The organism is Vibrio sp. Isolate30 (genome assembly GCF_022397975.1).
Taxonomy (GTDB): domain Bacteria; phylum Pseudomonadota; class Gammaproteobacteria; order Enterobacterales; family Vibrionaceae; genus Vibrio; species Vibrio fortis.
Window position 1 is genome coordinate 352,946 of record NZ_JAKEUS010000002.1, and the last position, 16,684, is coordinate 369,629.

16 protein-coding genes are annotated in these 16,684 nt (G+C 44.3%); 9 read left to right on the plus strand and 7 right to left on the minus strand.

The genetic code is table 11. The annotated features are described in order from the left end of the window. Positions 1 to 2: 2 nt before the first annotated feature. The 3 genes from hutG to hutC all read right to left on the minus strand — a co-directional run bounded on the left by hutG (position 3) and on the right by hutC (position 3,048). Positions 3 to 998 carry a formimidoylglutamase gene (gene hutG / locus L1D60_RS08795; RefSeq protein WP_239840742.1) on the minus strand — a complete coding sequence of 332 codons (996 nt, stop codon included), beginning with the start codon at positions 996 to 998 and terminating at the stop codon, positions 3 to 5. Next, positions 985 to 2,223 carry an imidazolonepropionase gene (gene hutI / locus L1D60_RS08800; protein ID WP_239840743.1) on the minus strand — a complete coding sequence of 413 codons (1,239 nt, stop codon included), beginning with the start codon at positions 2,221 to 2,223 and terminating at the stop codon, positions 985 to 987. The genes hutG and hutI overlap by 14 nt, the downstream gene beginning before the upstream one ends. 111 nt (positions 2,224 to 2,334) lie before the next feature. After that, positions 2,335 to 3,048, minus strand: a complete 714-nt coding sequence (gene hutC, locus L1D60_RS08805; RefSeq protein WP_239840744.1) for a histidine utilization repressor — start codon at positions 3,046 to 3,048, stop codon at positions 2,335 to 2,337. Positions 3,049 to 3,233: 185 nt separating this feature from the next. On the opposite strand from hutC, the gene L1D60_RS08810 reads away from it, so the two are divergent. Next, a complete protein-coding gene (locus tag L1D60_RS08810; protein ID WP_239840745.1) occupies positions 3,234 to 3,977 on the plus strand; it encodes a sporulation protein in 744 nt (247 codons plus the stop codon). 99 nt (positions 3,978 to 4,076) lie between these two features. On the opposite strand, the gene L1D60_RS08815 is transcribed toward L1D60_RS08810, so the two are convergent. After that, a complete protein-coding gene (locus L1D60_RS08815; RefSeq protein ID WP_239840746.1) occupies positions 4,077 to 5,054 on the minus strand; it encodes a DUF3187 family protein in 978 nt (325 codons plus the stop codon). Positions 5,055 to 5,373: 319 nt separating this feature from the next. On the opposite strand from L1D60_RS08815, the gene thrS reads away from it, so the two are divergent. The 6 genes from thrS to L1D60_RS08845 all read left to right on the plus strand — a co-directional run bounded on the left by thrS (position 5,374) and on the right by L1D60_RS08845 (position 9,550). Then, entirely contained in the window at positions 5,374 to 7,302 is a 1,929-nt protein-coding gene (thrS, locus tag L1D60_RS08820) for a threonine--tRNA ligase (protein WP_032549211.1), read from the plus strand. A 3-nt stretch (positions 7,303 to 7,305) separates the two neighbouring features. Then, a complete protein-coding gene (gene infC / locus L1D60_RS08825) occupies positions 7,306 to 7,857 on the plus strand; it encodes a translation initiation factor IF-3 (RefSeq protein WP_084181800.1) in 552 nt (183 codons plus the stop codon). Between the two features lie 105 nt (positions 7,858 to 7,962). Next, positions 7,963 to 8,157 (plus strand): 50S ribosomal protein L35, encoded by a 195-nt coding sequence (rpmI, locus tag L1D60_RS08830; protein ID WP_032549209.1) that lies wholly within the window; start codon positions 7,963 to 7,965, stop codon positions 8,155 to 8,157. A gap of 41 nt (positions 8,158 to 8,198) precedes the next feature. After that, a complete protein-coding gene (gene rplT, locus L1D60_RS08835; RefSeq protein WP_004401084.1) occupies positions 8,199 to 8,552 on the plus strand; it encodes a 50S ribosomal protein L20 in 354 nt (117 codons plus the stop codon). 215 nt (positions 8,553 to 8,767) lie between these two features. Further along, the gene (gene yqfB / locus L1D60_RS08840) at positions 8,768 to 9,082 is read left to right on the plus strand and encodes a N(4)-acetylcytidine aminohydrolase (protein WP_239840747.1); all 315 of its coding nucleotides are present in this window, start codon (positions 8,768 to 8,770) and stop codon (positions 9,080 to 9,082) included. 21 nt (positions 9,083 to 9,103) lie between these two features. After that, a complete protein-coding gene (locus tag L1D60_RS08845; protein WP_239840748.1) occupies positions 9,104 to 9,550 on the plus strand; it encodes a hypothetical protein in 447 nt (148 codons plus the stop codon). A gap of 72 nt (positions 9,551 to 9,622) precedes the next feature. Here the strand turns inward: L1D60_RS08845 and L1D60_RS08850 are convergent, their stop codons facing one another. From L1D60_RS08850 to L1D60_RS08860, 3 genes are all read right to left on the minus strand, one after another. Next, a complete protein-coding gene (locus L1D60_RS08850) occupies positions 9,623 to 10,861 on the minus strand; it encodes a leucine-rich repeat-containing protein kinase family protein (RefSeq protein ID WP_239840749.1) in 1,239 nt (412 codons plus the stop codon). Positions 10,862 to 11,054: 193 nt separating this feature from the next. Then, the gene (locus L1D60_RS08855) at positions 11,055 to 11,633 is read right to left on the minus strand and encodes a TetR/AcrR family transcriptional regulator (RefSeq protein WP_239840750.1); all 579 of its coding nucleotides are present in this window, start codon (positions 11,631 to 11,633) and stop codon (positions 11,055 to 11,057) included. Further along, entirely contained in the window at positions 11,630 to 13,066 is a 1,437-nt protein-coding gene (locus L1D60_RS08860) for a coniferyl aldehyde dehydrogenase (protein ID WP_239840751.1), read from the minus strand. Before L1D60_RS08860 ends, L1D60_RS08855 begins: the two co-directional genes overlap by 4 nt. A gap of 409 nt (positions 13,067 to 13,475) precedes the next feature. On the opposite strand from L1D60_RS08860, the gene speA reads away from it, so the two are divergent. Continuing rightward, a complete protein-coding gene (gene speA, locus L1D60_RS08865; RefSeq protein ID WP_239840752.1) occupies positions 13,476 to 15,383 on the plus strand; it encodes an arginine decarboxylase in 1,908 nt (635 codons plus the stop codon). Further along, entirely contained in the window at positions 15,383 to 16,309 is a 927-nt protein-coding gene (gene speB, locus L1D60_RS08870) for an agmatinase (RefSeq protein ID WP_239840753.1), read from the plus strand. The genes speA and speB overlap by 1 nt, the downstream gene beginning before the upstream one ends. The last annotated feature ends 375 nt before the right edge of the window (positions 16,310 to 16,684 follow it).

A 16,684-nucleotide genomic window follows, 5' to 3' on the forward strand; every position in this document is an offset into this window, starting at 1 on the left:
AGTTATTCATTTGCCATAGCGTTGGCGATATCCCAACATAAGCGCGCAGCGAGCCGAGCGGTTTGTTGGTCTATGTCGTAATTGGGGTTGTACTCTGCGATGTCGGCGAGTAGTAATTTATCTGGGTGTTGCAGTACCAGCTCTAACAGTGGTGCAAGGGTGTCATAGCTGACGCCGCGTGCCGCTGGAGCACTGACTCCTGGCGCAGTTGCTGCAGGAAATACATCAAGGTCGATAGTCAGATACAGGTAGTCACATTGCTTAATGAATTCTGAGAGCTTCTCTAAATTCGCAGCTAGGTTAGGGTAAGTGATCTGATGATCGTTCAAATACCACACGTTGAGTGCGTCTGCTTTTTTGAACAGAGCTTGAGTATTGCTGGCGGCGCTGACACCTAAACAAGCGTAATGAAATGGCCAGCCTTTCGCTTGGCACCATTGATGGATCTGATTAAATGGTGTGCCTGAACTTGGTTTAACGTCGGCTATTTCACTTTCATGCTCACGTAGATCAAAGTGAGCATCAAAATTGATGATGCCGATACGAGGTGGCTCGACGTTAGGAGCTTTCTCTAGATGATTTGCTAACCCTTGGAATGATGACCAAGCAATCTCATGCCCACCGCCCAGCACTATGGTCCGTGTTTCACTCAATGCCTTAGTAACAACCTCAGCACACTGGGTTTGGGCATTAGATAAATCATCATCTTCACAGGTTACATTTCCAAGATCATACATATTAGCTTGGTTGTGCCATGCCATATTCGCGAGCGCTTGGCGAATTAGATTTGGTGATTGCTTGGCTCCGATGCGGCCTTTGTTTCGTGCGACACCAGCGTCCGTCTCAAAGCCGATAAGCGAGATGCCGTGCTCAGAGGGGATATTCAAACAATCAACGACCTGCGTAATGTGGTGAACTCGTTTGCCATCCACTCCATCTTCTAGGTCATCACGACCTGTCCACTGATGATTGTGCTTTGTCAGATTAGAAGCTGTCATGGCATAGCTCTCCTGCAACGATACGTGTCGATAGGCGTGGTACACCAACCTGATAGCTGAGATCAGCCGGATGTTCGATATTCCAAATTGCGAAATCAGCGTCGTAACCTTCTACAATTTTCCCACGAGTGCTTGATTTACCAATAGCTTGAGCTGCGTGACAAGTAACACCTCTCAAAGCCTCTTCTGGGGTCAAGCCAAAGAGAGTACAGCCCATGTTCATCATCAGAGTGAGATCGGCAAATGGTGAAGTACCAGGGTTTAAATCGGTCGCAAGCGCCATCGGTACTTTGTGTTCGCGTAAAAGCTCGATAGGAGGGAGTTGAGTCTCGTTCAAAAAGTAGAATGCACCCGGCAGTAGGCTAGCGACAGTGTTGTTGTCGCTCAGTGCTTTGACGCCAACAAGGTCTAAGTATTCAATATGGTCAACAGAAGTCGCCCCATAGTTGGCCGCTAAGGCACTGCCACCCATATTGGATAGCTGTTCTGTGTGACCTTTTATGGACAGGCCATGCTTCAAAGCCGTTTGAAAGACTCGCTCGGTCTGTTCCAAAGTGAAACCAATGGACTCACAGAACACATCGACTGAATCAGCCAGTTTTTCAGTGGCTACTTGTGGGATGATCGTGTCACAGATGAGGTCGACATATTGGTCGGCATTATCTTTAAATTCGGGCGGTACAGTGTGAGCAGCTAAAAGGGTGGTCGTGACACGAACGCGGCGATAATTTTCCAAAGCTTTAGCAGCTTTTAACATCTTTAGTTCGTCTTCGAGAGTTAAACCATAGCCTGATTTAACTTCAACGGTTGTAACTCCACTACTTAGTAAGCCATCGAGTCGAGGAAGTGCTAACTCAATGAGCTCTTCTTCGCTCGCGGCACGTGTCGCTCTAACCGTCGATAAGATTCCACCGCCTTGCGCTGCGATGTCTGTGTAAGCTGCACCTTTGAGTCTCATCTCAAATTCATTGGCGCGGTTACCTGCATAAATGAGGTGAGTGTGGCTGTCGATTAGCCCCGGCGTGACTAACTTGTTTGAACAGTCAACGACATGGTGATCTGACTTCGATTCTTGCTCGGCAAATACGTTGGACTCTGATGGGGCAATTTGAGCGATTTTGCCGCCTACGACCAGTACGTCTTGAGGGTGAGACGGAGTGTAGCCGATCTCCTCACCTGTCATTGAACAGAGACTCGCATTTTTAAGGATCAAGTTTGTCGCCATTTCGATCGTTAACCTTGGTTGTTTAAATGTATATACAAATAAATAGGCTAAAGTCGTTAACTAATCAAGTTAATGTTGCAAAATTGTGATCGATAAGCAGGATGATGTGCTTTAATCGAGCAGTATCTTAGAGCTTAATTTGTATTTAGACCCTGGATGATAAAGTAGGGCAAAGCTAACCAATCGCTCAGAACTCCAAGTGCGACGATTAAGCAATAAACAGGGTTCGTTGTTGGTCATTTCGAGGCTCTCTTGAACTTTAGGTTCAGGCACAATGGCTTCAACGGTATGTTCAATCGCACTCAGCGGGCAGTTATTTGAAAGGTATTCGTTTGGGGTTGAGTGTGTAAAATCTTGATCGAGGTAGTTAGGTACAATATCTGAATTCACCCATCGGCACTCTAACTGAGTCGGCGTGTCATCTGAAAAGTGAATGATTTCACTATAAAAAATAGGTGTGTTAATCATGACGCCCAATTGCATTGCGGTCTTTTCATCGGCATTGATTTGCTGGTGTTTCACCACTTGGCTTCGGTGATCTTGACCACGTTCACGTATCTCTTGAGCGATGTTATTAATATCGAGTAGCGGAGATTGTGCTTTTTCTTCCGGCTCACAAACGAAAGTACCGACACGCGGTTTGCGCGCCAGTTTCCCTTCACTCACCAGATCTCTGATGGCCTTGTTCACCGTCATTCGGCTAACGTTAAATTGCTTAGTTAATTCTAACTCTGTGGTGATTCTGTGCCCGGGAGGCCAGTGCCCCATAGAAATTTTGTCATCGATAAACTGCTTTATCTGCAAATATAACGGCGCGTTCGACATACTTAACCCTCAATTGACTATACAAATAGAGTACCTGATTTGCGAACGATTACAATATTTACACGAAATGTGTGGTGTGATGACTCATCGGTAGGGCAAATTACTTGCTTATCTGATGTAACTACAGCAAATTTGTCTTTAAACCTCTAAGTCATTCAAAAATGATAATTCTAAAAAGGGAAAGTATGTTTAAAAAACTCAAAGCTTCGTTGGGTATCGGGGCAGCTAAAGTCGATACTGTGTTGGATAATATTGAAGTGTTCCAAGGTGGTGAGTTATCTGGCAATGTTCATATCCTCGGTGGTGACGTAGAGCAACAGATCGATTTGATTAACTTAGTGCTCAACACAGAAGTGAAAGTAGAAACGGAAGACAGCATAAGCTACGAGACGTTTTCTTTAGGACGCATTCAAGCAGTAGAGCCGTTTACCATTCAACCAGGTGAAACCAAACAAGTCCCATTTCGCTTAAAGTTGAATGATGAAACACCAATCACGGCACTTAATGCAAAAATGAATCGGTGCCACGTGTGGGTAGAAACAAACCTAGATATTGGCTTTGCGATCGATCCTAAAGACCGCGATTTTATCGTTGTTAAACCACTACCAACGGTCGAGAAAATTATTCAAGGCGTAGAAGCTGCAGGAATGACAATGGTGAAAGCCGATGTCGAAAAAGGCTATCTAAAAGGCAACAGCTTCTCATCTGTGTCGGGGTGCTACCAAGAGATAGAATTTAGAAGCGGTGGATTCATCAATAATAAAGAGATCGAACTTTCATTCATCGTAAATGGAAATACTGTTCACTGCCTAGCTGAAATCGACCGTTCATTAAGCTTCCGCGGTGATCAATACATCTCTTTTAGTTTGCCAATCAATGCATCTGATGCTGATATTTGCGCTGCTGTCTCTCGTATCATGAGCTCATAAACAGATCGTTAGACACAATCACAAGTTAAGAATAGCCGCGGTAATACGCGGCTTTTTTGGTTTCTCTCCATAGAGAACTTAAGTGAAAATCCGAATCATTCAGTCGCTGTTTCTAATACGGTGGCGATAGGCAATCTGGAAGCCGACATCGGTTGAGTTATCCATGTTGATGATGTTTTCAATAATAGAGAGTTCGACCGCGCCAAACGGCAATTTATAGCGGTAGCCAAAGAGAATTTCATTGGCAGACTCTGAAAACTCAGTCGGACCATTCTCTGCGCCTTCATAAAGTCTATATTCCAAATGAAGCTCATGATTGGTTAGCAATTCTAATCGATAGCCCGCCATAAAAGAGAGAAGGGTACTTTTGTGTGGGAAATCATTCTTTCGTTCGTAATCGGATTGGTGTGTGATTGCAACAGACGTATAGATACTCTGGTCGGTAAACGCATAACTGTAATTAAGCTGTGCACTCTGCTCAAAGCTTTCCCCTTCAAATATGCCGTTGTTAACGTTGTTCTTATAAAGGGCAACACCGAATGACAATCCATGCGATTGCGTATTGATGAGTTGATATTGGCTATAAAGTGTAAACGCGCTGGTCAACGTGTCTCCGGAGAAATCAGAGACTTTGACGTCATGTTGTGGTGCATAAATGTCAAACTCGTGCTTATTCTTCTGGTCGCGTCCTGCTTGGTCAATGCTAAAGAAATCATGGAAATCGATGATCAAGCTATCAAGGTGATTATTGCCCGCATACAACCATCGATAATTGAGCTCAAATTGCCAGTTGTTGCTTACTTGCCAGCGAAGCCCGGTATGAAGCTGGTTTTGATAGTAGTCGAGATGATAGTGATCAGAATTTGCCCAGATACTCGCTGCGGTGAAACTTGCGAATAGCTCTACGTCACCATCATTAATAGGAAAGCCAGAACGTAGTGTGGGAGTATGACGAGTCGAATGCAGAGGGGATTGGACATAACTCAATAATGGCCCATATTCATCGCTAGAAAGACTAGGAGCAGTATAAAAGAGAGTCACAAAGCTCAGTGTTTGAATTATAACTTTGTTTTTCATTCCCACCCCCAAGGCTAACCAGCGATAGTAAGTTAAGCTTAGTGGTAAATGAGGGTTTTAACATATTATTAACGTTTGATTTTTGCTTAAATCTCGGACTTTTCTTGCATACGTAACATGAGGGATGGAAAGCGGTCATTGTTATTTAATATTTATTCGTTACAATGCTTGCTTACTTTTTAAAGAGGCATCTGTATTTGTTTCTTGAAAGGTAAATTAATTTTTCATATATCCCCAACCAACTCCGCTTGGTTGACCGACATATATTAAACATTTTCATGTGTTGCTTGGTGTGCAACACCACTGTAAAGGACAAATAATGCCAATTATTACTCTTCCTGACGGCAGTCAGCGTCAATTTGACAACCCTGTATCAACTCTAGATGTTGCCCTATCAATCGGTCCTGGTCTTGCGAAAGCAACCATTGCTGGTCGTGTAGATGGCGAACGCGTTGATGCTTGCGATCTAATCGAGAACGATGCAAGCCTAGAAATCATCACCGCGAAAGATGAAGTTGATGGTCTTGAAATTGTACGTCACTCTTGTGCTCACCTTCTTGGTCACGCTGTTAAGCAGCTATTCCCTGAAGCTAAAATGGCGATCGGCCCAACGATCGATAACGGCTTCTACTACGACATCGACCTAGAGCACTCTCTAACGCAAGAAGATCTTGAAAAGATTGAAAAGCGTATGAAAGAGCTGGCTAAGACCAAATATCAGGTTGTTAAGAAGAAAGTTAGCTGGCAGGAAGCGCGTGATGCTTTCGAAGCTCGCGGAGAAACATACAAAATGGAAATCCTAGACGAGAACGTTTCTAAAGACGACCGTCCAGGCCTATACCACCATGAAGAATACATCGATATGTGTCGTGGTCCACACGTACCGCATATGGGTTTCTGTCAGCACTTCACTCTACTAAACGTAGCGGGTGCTTACTGGCGTGGTAACAGTGACAACAAGATGCTTCAACGTATCTACGGCACTGCATTCCACGATAAAAAAGCGCTTAAAGCTCACCTAGTTCGTCTAGAAGAAGCTGCTAAGCGTGACCACCGTAAAATTGGTAAAGCATTGGATCTATTCCACATGCAGCAAGAAGCACCAGGCATGGTGTTCTGGCACCACAACGGTTGGACTATTTTCCGTGAACTAGAAGTGTTCGTACGTCAAAAACTGACTGAGTACGATTACCAAGAAGTAAAAGGTCCACTAATGATGGATCGTGTACTTTGGGAACGTTCTGGTCACTGGGACAAATACGCAGAAGCGATGTTCACAACGTCTTCAGAGAACCGTGAATACGCAATCAAGCCGATGAACTGTCCGGGTCACGTACAGATCTTCAACCAAGGTCTTAAATCTTACCGTGATCTTCCGCTACGTATGGCTGAGTTCGGCTCATGTCACCGTAACGAGCCATCTGGTGCACTTCACGGTATCATGCGTGTTCGTGGCTTTACTCAAGATGATGCTCATGTATTCTGTACTGAAGACCAAGTTCAACAAGAAGTAAAAGCTTGTATTGAAATGGTTTACGACACTTACACAACTTTCGGGTTCGAAAACATCGTTGTTAAGCTGTCTACTCGTCCAGAGCAACGTGTAGGTTCTGACGAAATGTGGGACCGTGCAGAGGCTGACCTTAAGCTTGCACTAGAGTCAATGGAGATTGCATACGAGATTCAAGAAGGCGAGGGTGCGTTCTACGGACCTAAGATTGAATTTACTTTGCATGATTGTTTGGACCGTGCATGGCAATGTGGTACAGTGCAGCTCGATTTTGCATTACCAGAGCGTTTAGGTGCAACTTACGTAGGCGAAGATAACGAGCGTCACACGCCAGTTATGATTCACCGCGCGATTTTAGGTTCTCTAGAGCGCTTCATCGGTATTCTAATTGAAGAATACGCTGGCTTCTTCCCAACGTGGTTGGCGCCAGAACAAGCAGTTGTAATGGGCATTACCGACAAACAGTCGGAATACGTACAAGAAATTACGAAAAAACTGCAAAAAAGTGGATTTAGAGTCAAAGCAGACTTGAGAAATGAGAAGATTGGCTTTAAAATTCGCGAACACACTTTGAAACGTGTACCGTTCATGCTCGTATGTGGTGACCAAGAAATGGAAGCCGGCGAAATTGCAGTACGTACACGTAAAGGCAAAGACCTAGGCAAGTTTAAAGTGGATGACTTTATTTCTTACATCCAAGCCGAGGTTTCAAGCCGTAAGCTCAATCTGGAGGAATAAGCTATTAAAGGCGGAAGACGTGGCCAACAACCGGCCAAACAAAACCAGCATCGTTTAAACGGTGAAATTCGTGGCGTACGTGAAGTTCGTCTAACAGGCGCTGACGGCGAAGCCGTTGGTATCGTTTCTATCCAAGAAGCGCTTGATGCAGCTGTTGAAGCTGGTATGGATCTTGTAGAGATCAGCCCTAACGCCGAGCCGCCAGTTTGTCGTGTGATGGACTACGGTAAGTTCCTCTTCGAGAAGAGCAAAGCTGCGAAAGAGCAGAAGAAGAAGCAAAAGCAGATCCAGATTAAGGAAGTAAAATTCCGTCCTGGAACTGATATTGGAGACTATCAGGTAAAACTACGCAACCTGACGCGTTTCCTAGAAGACGGCAACAAAGTGAAGGTAACAATTCGCTTCCGTGGCCGCGAAATGGCTCACCAAGACATCGGTGTCGACGTTTTGAATCGTCTGAAAGAAGATACAGTAGATTTAGCTGTTGTAGAATCTTTCCCGACTCGAATCGAAGGTCGCCAGATGATCATGGTATTGGCCCCTAAAAAGAAGTAATTAACGGCTTTGCAAGTAATTGAACCCTGCAGCCTCTGGTTGCGGGGTTTTATTCGCCCTAATTACTATTGTTATTAACAACTCAACAATGCGGAGTTATTCATCATGCCTAAGATGAAAACCAACAAAGGTGCTGCTAAGCGTTTCCAGAAAACTGCTGGTGGTATTAAGTTTAAGCACGCTGGTAAACGTCACATCCTGACTAAGCGTACTACTAAGAACAAGCGTCAGCTACGTCCAAATGCAATCCTTCCTAAGTGTGAAGTGGCTGCAGTTGCTCGTATGATGCCATACGCTTAATTCTTTTTAGTTTAATAATCGTTTAGTTTAGGAGAAGCATAATGCCTCGCGTAAAACGTGGTGTACAAGCTCGTGCACGTCATAAGAAAGTTCTAAAACAAGCTAAAGGTTACTACGGTGCACGTTCTCGTGTTTACCGCGTAGCTTTCCAAGCAGTTACTAAAGCTGGTCAATACGCTTACCGTGACCGTCGCAACAAGAAACGTCAATTCCGTCAACTATGGATTGCACGTATCAACGCTGCATCTCGTCAGAATGGTCTATCTTACAGCCGTTTCATCAACGGTCTTAAGAAAGCATCTATCGAGATCGACCGTAAGATCCTTGCTGACATCGCGGTATTCGACAAAGCTGCATTCGCAGTTCTAGTTGAAAAAGCAAAAGCTGCTCTTTAATTAGAGTTTGCATTTAGGATTAAGAGAAGGAGAGCTTAGGCTCTCCTTTTTTATTGCCCGCAATTTGGCCTTGTCATATTCTCTCGCATCTCGCATCTCGCATCTCGCATCTCGCATCTCGCATCTCGCATCTCGCATCCAATTTTAATTCGCTTCACTAGATATTCTGTTATATAAACAAGTATCTAATTTTTAATGACAAGCGATTGAAATCTATGACCGCACCTACCACTATGACGTTCTTCGAACGTTTCGAAGCTGACATTCTTTCCGGAAAAAAGACCATTACCATCCGCGATGAATCTGAACGTGACTATCAACCGGGCAGCGTTGTCGAAGTCTCAACGTTAGAAGAGGGACGTGTGTTCTGTAACCTTAAGATCATCAGCGTGGAGCCAATTCTGTTTGATGATCTAGGTGAGTTCCATGCGCAGCAAGAAAACATGACACTGCAAGTGCTGAAAGATGTGATTCAAGACATCTATCCGGGTATCTCTCAGCTTTATGTTGTCTCTTACGAGTTGGTCTAGTCAAGCGCGAGGCGAGATTGAATGAGCAATCCAGCACAGCAAACTTTTCTTCAGTTATATTGTAAAGAAGTGAAGCAGCAGGGGTTAGTGGATCTAAATACGCTGATTCTTGAATGGGCGATGGAACCTGAATTTCATACCTGGCGTCAGCAGAAACGAGAACTCACCAATGCAGATGTCTCTGACCGAGTTTGGGTAAAGAGTTGCCCAGCGGGATATATCACAGAGGTGCATTTTCATCCTGATGGCAGGCTTAACGAGTATCGTCTATTTGATCGCTTCGAAACGTCCGGCCGTTGGCGTTTGAATAATGGTTTGTTGGAAGTGTCGATAAAGAAGGGCGACAATCAATATCGCTTTGTTGTGATTGCCAACCGAGGTGAGAATATCCACTCAGCCATCGAATATAAGAACGATGAATTGCACTCTTATTTAAAGCTTGTTCAAGTGGAAGCTGTGACAAGCTAATAGCGATAGTTTTGCTTAACTTTCGACTCAATGACAATTTACACCATCATTGAGTCGATGTGTTTCTTAGCTCTAGAATGTTAACTGAGTGAGCGCTCGGTGTTGCTGAGAGTCGAGACCCTCTTTTCGGCAAACACTTAATAGATCGTCGATGAAGTGCTTAAGTGCTCTAGCTTCAATCGCCTTTATTCCTGATTGCTGTTTTTCGGTTAAATAGCCATAAATGGTCGCCGCTCCGAAATCACCAAAAATCATTTCACCCTGTGCGTTCACAAGCGTGTTGTGCGCATAGAGATCACCGTGACAAACTTTGTTGTCGTGTAAGTGATTAAAGACATCAATCATCTGCTCAACAATGCGAGTGATTTGAGTGATTGAAAGCTCAAAGCCCTCTTTGAAAGTATCACGCGTACAAGTCTCGAGTGTCGGTGGCAGGCCTAAGTTGTAATAGCTTTCAGGGATGAGTTCCATCACCAAAGCAAGGTCTTTGCCATCATCAACCTGTGCGATCGATTTAACAAGATTGTTATGGTGACCCGCTTGCAGGCACGCTTCTAATTCATCGTGTGGGTAGCCATCACTGGTCACTTCACCTTTAAATACTTTAACAGCGACTTCATTTGGAAACGCGAACTTCTCATCTTGCCAATTTGCGTGAGAAATGACACCGCTGGCTCCTTGACCAAGCACGTGGTTCAGACTGTAACTCGATGTCGTTACCTGTGGCACGCTGTCTAGCGATTTAGGATGCTTACAGAAAGGGTTTCCGGCAAACGCAAGCCAGGCGAGTTTCGGTAGTTTGACGAGCAATTCAGGAAACTCAGAGAGCTGGTTAGCAGAAAGGCGAATCAGTTCAAGGTTCAGCAAGTTTTCCATACTGCGTGGCAGTGCTTTAATTTGATTTCCCGCCAGAGCGAGTTTTTGCAGCCTTGGACGGTGTCCTAAGCTTTCAGGCAGCACTTCAATAGCGTTATCAGTCAGAATTAACCAACGTAATTTCTGTGGTAAGGATTGCTCACTAACGGTTTTGATCTGATTGGTCTTAAAGCCGACCATCTCAAGGTTTGGCAGGTCGCCTAACACTTCTGGAAGATGAGTAAACTGGTTATTGGAAGCAAAGATAATGCGTAGCTTGGTCAGTTTCGCTAATTCTTTCGGAAGCTCTGACAAGGCATTTCCTGAAAGGTCGAGTACTTCAAGGGTGTCTGCAAGCTCTATGATTTCCATTGGGAACGTTTTGAGGCCTTCTGCCAGTTTCAAATGTGTTGAACCCAATAATTGTCCGGATTGTAGTTGTTCTAGAGTTTGCAAATCTAAGCCTTTTGATGGTGTTTTACTTTGAGGCGGGTAGTGTACGTGGCTTGGCTATTGATTGCGAGGGTTGTCACGGTATCGAAACCGAGAAGAATGGAAGACTTATGGATTTTATTTGTCCTGAGTATTCTAAAAAAACAAAGCCAACTATCGAAGCTGGCTTTGTTAAGAGAGAAAGTAATAAAACTAATTATTGGGTTTGGCCACCAATCGCTCGCCAACACATGTCAAAACTCTGCTGAACATAGCTTTGCTGTTGTTCTGCGGATAGCTGTGGTTGGTCTAGCAGCCAGTTGACCGATATTAAGAAGTGGCTATGGATGAAATAGCGCACTAATTCGATGTCCAACGTCATCAGATCGCCAGCTTCTTGTCCTAAACGTACATTGTTATCCAAGGTAGCAAACATTTCGGAAACAATGGTCTGTCTCGCTTCGGTTGCCGGATGAAAGTGAATGTTAGAAAAGAACTTCATTGCTGTTGGATGAGCAGCAGCCCAATCAATCCCCACTTTCCACAGTTGGCTCATCTTTAAATAGAGCGGTTCTGACGTCGAATCTAGATCCTGAAAAATACTCTTAAACAGCGCCTGCTTCAACTCTCTGAATAGCTCATCAACCAGTAGTGATTTGTTTTCAAAGTGATGGAACAGAGTCGCCTTTGCTACACCTGCCGCTTTAGCAATTTGAGCGGTTGATGTGCCTTCAACACCTTGTTCAGCGAAGAGTTGAAGTGCGGAATCTAAAATCTGCTGTCTTTTGGTGGTCATCGGTTAATCACTTTAAAAATCAATTTCTTGAACAAGCTATTATACGGAGGGTGCAGTAGTTTTGTGTAGTTGATTTTTCCTCGGCTCAGAACCGTTTTCGCATGGCTGAAGGTTTTGAAGCCCTCGATTCCGTGATAATGCCCCATGCCTGATGGGCCAATGCCACCAAAAGGAGCGTCATCCACTGCAACATGAACAAGAGAGTCATTGATGCACACGCCACCGGAATGCGTTTTAGACAGTAATTTCTCTTGCACTTCGTTGTCATGACTCATGATGTAAAGAGCCAGTGGACGCGGACGGTCGTTAATGTAATCAATAGCTTCATCCAAAGACTCATAAGGGACGATAGGCAATATCGGACCAAACAACTCTTCTTGCAATGCGAGCATATCGTCGTTGACTTCAGTCAGCAGATGCGGAGTCATACGGTGGTTTACGTCGTCTTGAGCTTGCTCACTGACAGTATGAATGGTTGCGCCTTTCTGCTCAGCATCCTCAATGACACTTTTTAGTCGAGTGTATTGACGTAAATTGATCACAGAGGTGAGATCTTTGCTCTCAAGTCCTGCAGGGTAGAGCTTTTTGAAGTAACTTTTATAAGCTTCAACAAACTCATTTACTTTCGCTTTAGGGAGTAGGATGTAGTCTGGTGCGACACAGATTTGACCAGCGTTGAGACTTTTCGAAAATAGGATTCGTTGAACTGCGTCCATGATATCCATATCCGGTGCGATAACGGTTGGCGATTTACCACCTAGCTCAAGCGTCACCGGGGTTAGGTTAGCAGAAGCTGCTTTCATCACATGTTTGCCAACGGCTGTCGAGCCAGTAAACATAATATGGTCGAACGGAAGGGCGCTGAATTGCGCTGCGATATCCGCTTCACCCTCAATGATCGAGATTTGATCTTCACTGAACCCTTCGCTCAACATCTTTTTCAACACACGGTTTGTTGCTGGTGTGAACTCAGACATTTTCATCATCGCTGTATTGCCAGCGGCTAAAGCTGTAGCAAGTGGGCCGATTGATAACATGATAGGGAAGTTCCAAGGAACAATGATTCCAATAACACCTAGTGGCTGATAATGAACACGCACTTTTGCAGGCTGAAGCATCAAACCGGCACCTCGACGAGAAGGCTTCATCCATTTTTTTAGATGCTTTCGGTTGTAGTCAATCAAATGCAACGAAGGCGTGATATCGGCGATCAAAGAGTCGTATTTTGCTCTTTGGCCATAATCTTCAGATAGAGCTTCGATGAGTTGGTCTTGATAACGAACGAGTAGCGTCTTCAAGCGTGCAAGATCTTCTTGACGCGATTTAATATCGGGATTTGAGTTTGAACGAAAGCGTGCTTGCTGAGCCGAAAACGTCGCGTTCATATCTACACTGACGGTGGATTCATCATTTGTTATTGGATTGTGGTTCATTGTATTTTATTCCCCATTTTGCTGACTGACCGATCGGTCAGTGGTTTAAATTTATACTAGCCATCTCCGTTTTACAAGTTACAACCAGAAAAAGTTTAAAAACTGTGCAGAGAAAACATGTGTGATAGGAGCAAAAGGAGGCGGTTTTTATGCACGTAGCGAAAAAAAACTAACTCAATGTTCACCGCGTATTAGTACCTGAACTGGTGGCAGGCCTTGTTGTACCGTTATCTCACACGTGATTAAAGAAACGATTGTCGAGACGACAAATATCTATGATTGGACTCGCTCGCCAGAATATCAGTTAATGCGCCCAATGAATCGTAAAGCGTCGATTTAACTTGGGTAATGCCGTATGTATGAATAGGGCGTTGCTTGGTGATGGCCCTATATTGTGAGGTCTCTTGAAATGGAACAATCAGTTAATTTAGATCGCATCCGTGCAGAATATAACGTAAAGCACTGGAGCCAAGGTTTCTACGGTATTGATGACAATGGAGAAGTGTATGTCTCTCCAAGTAAAACGGATCATCAAATTCCTTTGAGCAATATTGTAAAGCAGCTTGAACAGAAGAATGTCGGCTTACCTGCATTGGTGCGATTCCCGCAGATTGTTCATCAGCGAGTTCATAATATTTGTAATGCGTTCAACCAAGCTATCGATGAATACCAATATGACAATCGCTACTTACTGGTTTACCCAATTAAAGTAAACCAGCAGAAAGAAGTCGTAGATGAGATTTTGGCAAGCCAAGCTCAGCTAGAACAAAAACAATTGGGCCTAGAAGCGGGCAGCAAACCAGAGCTACTGGCTGTGCTTGCGCTAGCGCAAAAAGCGAGTTCAGTGATTGTTTGTAATGGCTACAAAGACCGCGAGTATGTTCGTTTGGCTTTGATTGGTGAGAAACTGGGTCACAAAGTTTTCATCGTACTTGAAAAGCTGTCTGAGCTTGATCTTGTGCTCCAAGAAGCGAAAGCTCTGGGTGTGAAACCACGCTTAGGTCTACGTATTCGCTTAGCTTCTCAAGGTGCAGGAAAGTGGCAAGCGAGTGGTGGTGAGAAGTCGAAGTTCGGCTTGTCTGCATCTCAAGTGCTTACTGTGATTGAGCGTTTGAAAGCGGAAGAACAATTAGAAGCGTTAGAGCTAGTTCACTTCCACTTAGGCTCACAAATGGCAAACATTCGTGACGTACGAAATGGAGTAAGCGAAGCTGCACGTTTTTACTGCGAACTACGTGATATTGGTGCACAACTGGATTACATCGATGTGGGTGGCGGCCTAGCTGTGGACTACGATGGTACACGTAGCCAATCTTCTAACTCGATGAACTACGGTCTCTTAGAGTATGCACGTAATATCGTGATGACAGTGGGTGACATTTGTAAGCAGTACCAACAGCCAATGCCGGTGATCATTTCTGAATCTGGCCGCTCTTTGACAGCACACCACGCAGTGTTGATCACGAATGTAATTGGTACCGAAAGTTACTCACCAGAGGTGATTGTTGAGCCTGAAGAAGACGCGCCACAATTACTAAAAAACATGTGGCGTAACTTTCAGTCACTCAGAGATGGCAGCGATGACCGTGCCTTGATTGAGATTTACAACGATACCCAAAGTGATATTGCAGAAGCACATAATCAGTTTGCGACTGGTATGTTGAATCTTCAAAGCAGAGCTTGGGCTGAGCAGATCTCTTTACGCATCAACTACGAATTGAACCAGTTGATGAGCACAAAGAACCGCTACCACCGTCCAATTTTGGATGAGTTAAATGATCGATTGGCTGATAAGTTCTTCGTGAACTTCTCACTATTCCAATCGCTACCAGACGCATGGGGTATTGATCAGGTGTTCCCTGTGTTGCCACTAAGCGGTCTAGATCGTGTAGACGAGCGACGTGCAGTGGTGCTGGATATTACTTGTGATTCAGACGGCACCATCGATCAGTATGTTGATGGTCAAGGTATCGAAACGACGTTGCCAGTACCAGCATGGAATCCAGATGAGCCGTACTTGATGGGTTTCTTCTTGGTTGGCGCATACCAAGAGATCTTGGGTGATATGCATAACCTATTTGGCGATACGCATAGCGTGGTTGTGAATGTCGACAATGATGGTAAGGCAAACCTAGATTACATCAACGAAGGTGACACGGTTGCAGACATGATGCGCTACGTGCACATTGATGTGGATTTGATTCGTCAAAACTATGAAGAGATGGTCAGTGCTAAAGTCCCACAAGAGGAGCAGCAAAACGTGCTTGCTGAGTTGGAACAAGGCTTGATGGGTTACACTTACTTAGAGGATTTTTAATGAACGATCTGTTTACTAAAAAAGACTATTCATTGTACTCCAATGCGATGACCTTCATGCGTCGTCCATTGGTGCAAAATCCAGTGGATGCAGAAGCTGATGTTGTTGTGCTAGGTGCACCGTTAGATATGGCGACATCTGGTCGACCGGGTGCACGATTAGGCCCTGATGCGATTCGCCGTGCCTCAGTAAACTTGGCGTGGGAAGGTAAGAAGTTCCCTTGGGACTTTAACGTCTTCGATCACACCAAGGTCATTGATTCGGGTGACTTAGTGTTTGATACCGGTGATGCTGAAGATTTAACCGTTCGACTAGAAGCAGCGGCGACCGAAATCCTCAATAGTGGTAAAACGCTATTAGGTCTAGGCGGTGATCACTTCATCACATTGCCTTTGCTTCGTGCTTACGCGAAAAAGTATGGCGAGATGGCACTGATTCATTTTGATGCGCATACGGATACTTATAGCCACGGCAGTCGTTATGACCACGGTACTATGTTCTATCATGCGCCAAACGAAGGGCTAATTTCGAAAGAACACTCGGTTCAAGTCGGGATTCGTACTGAGTATGACAAAGATGATCATGGCTTTAACGTTATCAATGCGATGGAAGCAAATGATCTGAGCGTCGATGAGATTGTATCTCGTATCAAGCAGACGGTTGGCGATAAGCCTGTTTATCTGACGTTCGACATTGACTGCTTAGATCCGGCTTTTGCTCCTGGTACAGGCACGCCAGTTTGTGGTGGGTTGAATTCAGACAAAATCTTGAAGATCATTCGTGCTCTTCAAGGTGTGAATATGGTCGGAATGGATGTTGTTGAAGTATCACCGGCTTATGACCAAAGTGACATTACGGCGTTAGCGGGAGCAACTATTGCTCTAGAGCTTTTGTATGTTTGGACAGCAAACCGTCTAGCTAACTGATTTATTCAAAGTTATATCTATTTTCAAGCCACTGCTCGTACGGGTAGTGGCTTTTTTGTTGGTCATACTTATAGGTATAGAGTTTTTGACGTAGCGCTATTTTAGGACGCATACGTTGCCATTCCCACGTATCGAGTGAATGCACGAGAGATCAAATTACCCAAGTCAGTGCGTTTATCAATAATGAGAATAGTAAGTCCTTATTTGCACTGACTTATTATTAGAACGCACATTAATTAAGAGCATGCTGTTTTATATGCGGCCGATTGCTACCAAAAATGGAATTTTCTTAAGGAAATACTAGTCTTAACAGTAATTGAGTTCGAAAACAGAGACTAAGAACAAAATCAGAGCTCGATAACTTAAAGATTGATA